This window comes from Burkholderia sp. E168m23 (genome assembly GCF_016586125.1).
Lineage (GTDB): Bacteria > Pseudomonadota > Gammaproteobacteria > Burkholderiales > Burkholderiaceae > Burkholderia > Burkholderia orbicola.
Genome location: NZ_BCPP01000583.1, coordinates 1 through 4,563 on the forward strand (window position 1 = coordinate 1; position 4,563 = coordinate 4,563).

Annotated in this window: 3 protein-coding genes, 3 tRNA genes and 1 pseudogene; all 7 read left to right on the forward strand. The window is 63.3% G+C overall.

Annotation, left to right across the window (positions count from 1 at the left end; genetic code table 11):
- The first annotated feature begins 41 nt into the window (after positions 1-41).
- Positions 42-2,087, forward strand: a complete 2,046-nt coding sequence (gene uvrC, locus JMF90_RS25195; RefSeq protein ID WP_011544950.1) for an excinuclease ABC subunit UvrC — start codon at positions 42-44, stop codon at positions 2,085-2,087.
- Positions 2,088-2,176: 89 nt separating this feature from the next.
- Positions 2,177-2,764 carry a CDP-diacylglycerol--glycerol-3-phosphate 3-phosphatidyltransferase gene (pgsA, locus tag JMF90_RS25200; protein ID WP_201316781.1) on the forward strand — a complete coding sequence of 196 codons (588 nt, stop codon included), beginning with the start codon at positions 2,177-2,179 and terminating at the stop codon, positions 2,762-2,764.
- Positions 2,765-2,902: 138 nt separating this feature from the next.
- Positions 2,903-2,978, forward strand: a tRNA-Gly gene (locus JMF90_RS25205).
- A 51-nt stretch (positions 2,979-3,029) separates the two neighbouring features.
- Positions 3,030-3,105, forward strand: a tRNA-Gly gene (locus JMF90_RS25210).
- Between the two features lie 99 nt (positions 3,106-3,204).
- Positions 3,205-3,278, forward strand: a tRNA-Cys gene (locus JMF90_RS25215).
- Positions 3,279-3,855: 577 nt separating this feature from the next.
- Positions 3,856-4,065, forward strand: a pseudogene (locus tag JMF90_RS40245) (diguanylate cyclase); the annotation flags it as partial.
- 166 nt (positions 4,066-4,231) lie between these two features.
- A partial coding sequence (locus tag JMF90_RS25225; RefSeq protein ID WP_201325565.1) for an alpha/beta fold hydrolase occupies positions 4,232-4,563 on the forward strand: 332 nt, incomplete at its 3' end.

Below are 4,563 nucleotides of genomic sequence, written 5' to 3' on the forward strand. Positions count from 1 at the left end.
CTAATAGACCCGTTCCGCGTTACAAGGCGCCCGGATCACGCATGACATCCCCAGAAGCCTCCGCTACTCCGTTCGAACCGAAGAAGATCCTTGCGCAGTTGCCGCACATGCCGGGCGTCTATCGCTATTACGACACGACGGGCGCCGTCCTCTACGTCGGCAAGGCGCGCGACCTGAAAAAGCGCGTGTCGAGTTATTTCACGAAGACGCAACTGTCGCCGCGCATCGCGATGATGGTCACGCGCATCGCGCGCATCGAAACGACCGTCACGCGCTCGGAAGCCGAGGCGCTGCTGCTCGAGAACAACCTGATCAAGGCGCTCGCGCCGCGCTACAACATCCTGTTTCGCGACGACAAGTCGTATCCGTACCTGAAGCTCACCGCGCACCGCTTTCCGCGGATGGCCTACTACCGCGGCTCGGTCGACAAGCAGAACCAGTACTTCGGGCCGTTCCCGAGCGCGTGGGCCGTGCGCGAGAGCATCCAGATCCTGCAGCGCGTGTTCCAGTTGCGCACCTGCGAGGATTCGGTCTTCAACAACCGCACGCGGCCGTGCCTGCTGCATCAGATCGGGCGTTGCACGGCGCCGTGCGTGGGCGCGATCTCCGAAGAGGATTACGCGGTCGACGTGTCGAACGCCGCGCGCTTCCTGCTCGGCCGGCAGTCCGAAGTGATGAAGGAGCTCGAGCAGAAGATGCACGCGTTCGCGGCCGAGCTGAAATTCGAGCAGGCGGCGGCCGTGCGCAACCAGATGAGCTCGCTTGCGACGGTGCTGCACCAGCAGGCGATCGAGGTCGGCAGCGACAGCGACGTCGACATCCTGGCCGTCGTCGCGCAGGGCGGACGCGTGTGCGTGAACCTCGCGATGGTGCGCGGCGGCCGGCACCTCGGCGACAAGGCGTATTTCCCGACGCACGTCGAAAGTGCGCTGACGCTCGCCGAAGGCGGTCTCGGGGAAGAGGTCGAGCCGGCGGAGGCGGTCGATGCGACGGCCGACGCGCCGGTCGACACGGTGCCCGATCAGCCTGCGGAAGAGGCGGGCAGCGCGCGCGGCGCGGCGGCAGCGTCGGTCGAGGCCGAGGTGCTCGACGCATTCATCGCGCAGCACTATCTCGGCAACCGCGTGCCGCCGGTGCTCGTCGTCAGCCATGCGCCCGCGAGTCGCGACCTGCTGGAGCTGCTGTCCGAGCAGGCCGGTCACAAGGTGTCGCTGGTGCGGCAGCCGCAGGGACAGCGGCGCGCGTGGCTGTCGATGGCCGAGCAGAACGCACGGCTCGCGCTCGCGCGGCTGCTGTCCGAGCAGGGCTCGCAGCAGGCGCGCACGCGCGCGCTGGCGGACACGCTCAGCTACGACAGCGACGATCTCGCGACGCTGCGGATCGAGTGCTTCGACATCAGCCATACGATGGGCGAGGCGACGCAGGCATCGTGTGTCGTTTATCACCATCACAAGATGCAGTCGAGCGAATACCGCCGCTACAACATCACGGGCATCACGCCGGGCGACGATTACGCGGCGATGCGGCAGGTGCTCACGCGCCGCTACGAGAAGATGGTCGAGCAGGCCGCGCAGGCGGCGGCCGTCGACGAAGCGGCCGGCATCGACGGCGAGTCGACCCGCCAGGCCGAGGCGTCGAGCCTGCTGCCGAACATCGTGCTGATCGACGGCGGCAAGGGTCAGGTCGAGATCGCGCGGCAGGTGTTCACCGAGCTCGGCCTCGACACGTCGATGCTGGTCGGCGTCGCGAAAGGCGAGGGGCGCAAGGTCGGCCTCGAGACACTGGTGTTCGCGGACGGCCGCGCGCCGCTCGAACTCGGCAAGGAGAGCGCCGCGCTGATGCTCGTCGCGCAGATTCGCGACGAGGCGCACCGTTTCGCGATCACCGGCATGCGGGCGAAGCGGGCGAAGGCTCGCCAGACGTCGCGGCTCGAGGAGCTCGAAGGCGTCGGTGCGAAGCGTCGGCAGCGGCTGCTCGCGCGCTTCGGCGGGTTGCGCGGCGTGGTGGCTGCGAGTGTCGAGGAACTGGCGAGCGTCGAGGGCATTTCGCACGCGCTCGCCGAGCAGATCTACAAGCAGCTTCACTGACGCGGCCGTGCGGCCGGCTCGTTGCCAGCGTTCTTGTGGCAGGCCGGTCGACACGGCACAATTGCGAATCCTTTACTGTCCCGCATGCCATGCCGTTCAATTTCCCGATTTTCCTGACGTGGGTACGGATCGTGCTGATTCCGCTCGTCGTCGGCGTGTTCTATCTGCCGGACACGGTGATGGGCGGCGCGCACCGCAATCTCGCGGCGGCGGCGATCTTCATCCTCGCCGCGCTGACCGACTGGTTCGACGGCTTCCTCGCGCGCAAGTGGAATCAGACGTCGTCGTTCGGTGCCTTTCTCGACCCGGTGGCGGACAAGCTGATGGTGACGGCCGCGCTGCTGATCCTCGTGCAGATTTCGCGGGTCGACGCGGCGATCGCGCTGGTGATCGTCGGTCGCGAGATCGCGATTTCGGCGCTGCGCGAGTGGATGGCGCAGATCGGCGCGTCGAAGAGCGTCGCGGTGAACCAGCTCGGCAAGTTCAAGACCGCGTGCCAGATGGTCGCGATTCCGATGCTGCTGTTTTACGGGCCGCTGCCGCTCGGCGTCGTGACGATCGATACGCGCGTGTGGGGCAAGTGGCTGATGTATCTGGCCGCGGTGCTGACGATCTGGTCGATGCTGTACTACATGAAGCTCGCCTGGCCGCAGATTCGCGAGCGCGGCGGTGCGTGAGCCGCGCCGGTGCGGCGGCGGTTTTTGTAAAAAGGGCTGGAAAAGCCCTTGACACACGAATGTGCCTTCGACATAATCTCGCTTCTCCGCTGCACGACGAAGTAAGTGTGTGACGGGGAAGCAGTAGCGTAGCAATACGCGGGAGTAGCTCAGTTGGTAGAGCGCAACCTTGCCAAGGTTGAGGTCGCGAGTTCGAGACTCGTCTCCCGCTCCAGATTTTTCTGGCAGCGCGTGGTACGGCAAAGCGCTGCAGATGCAGGACAATGCGGGAGTAGCTCAGTTGGTAGAGCGCAACCTTGCCAAGGTTGAGGTCGCGAGTTCGAGACTCGTCTCCCGCTCCAAGTAATGGGGAAGCCACGCTTCCCTTTTTATTTGATGGACTTCCGGTCCTCGAATAAAAATCTGTCGCTTGCCTCACGGCATCCGGACAGTCCGCTTTTGGCGCGATAGCAAAGCGGTTATGCAGCGGCCTGCAAAGCCGTTTAGGCCGGTTCGACTCCGGCTCGCGCCTCCAGAAAAAGCCCCGCTTCGGCGGGGCTTTTCTTTTTTCTGCATCGCTTTTACCCGTGTAAGAAAGTTGCTCAGAGGGGTACAACGTCGTCTTCAACGCCTCAAGAAGCAGGCGCGCCGACTATTCGCCACAAGTTCGGCGCCCATCGACGAAGAGGCCGCGCCGTGGCGCCGTCCGGGAGGCTCGTGGGTGCGTTCCGCCCAGCTACTACACGGAGCGGATGGCGGGTCTGGCCGTCGAGTCCCGGAGATCGCGACCGGCTTTCCCGACGCGCGGGCCGGCTGATGGGCGGACTCGATCATCTGGTACCAAATCGCAGATATTTGAAATTGGCGGGGATCTTGATGGGCGATGCAGATCTGGCGCGTCCCACATATTCTTTCGGAAGCGCAATTTCCTCACGTCATTTAATAATCCGGGAGGAGGGGCGAGCGCAGCGGGTTGTCGGCGCTTCACGTTCGATAGACCCGGGCCGTTTCCGGTTTCGGTCAGTTTGGTACTGCACATGTAAATGGGCCGGGCCGGTTTCGTATGCGAAGTCACGTCCGGCTTGGCTGTGCACGATGAGTGGTGAGGAGAGCGGCGCATATCGAATCCGGATGGTTCGTTTGCCGGTGTCGCACTGATTGCCATCAACCTCGAATATTTCCACAGGCTGTTCGCAGGGTTGGAACAACACGGCTCGATATCGCTGATCGGCAAGGACGGCATCATCGTCATGCGGCAACCGTACGACGTCCGGACCATCGGTCGCGATATCGGCAAAGCCGCAACCTTTCAGCGCTTCCAGGTGGAGGCGCTTCAAAGTTGCTTTGGGTTCCGGTGTGTCGGTGCGTCTATTTAGACTCACGATTCCATGAGGAATCGTTGCGCGCGAAATTTGGTAGGAAGCCATTTCGAACGGGAACACACGATGCTGCTTGCCGGCATCTTTGAATCGCCTTTCGGAGATCGATATGACTTCAGACGCGGATGAGCAGGCCACACGCGGATCGCAACGAAACTTCCTGACATGTCGCACCAGCGAACTCGAAGTGGCCTATGAAGTATCGGGCCCGCTTGACGGACGGCCGCTGGTCCTTGTCCATGGATGGCCCGATGATGTTCAGTGCTGGGACAAGACTATCGTGCACCTCGGGCTGAGTGGCCAACAGTTCCGAATCTACGCACCCTATCTGCGTGGATCAGGACCGACGCGCTTCTTGAATAGCGATACGATGCGCAGCGGCGCAATCGCGGCGCTGACGCTTGATTTGTCGCAGTTCGTGGAAACGCTGGATTTGACGGA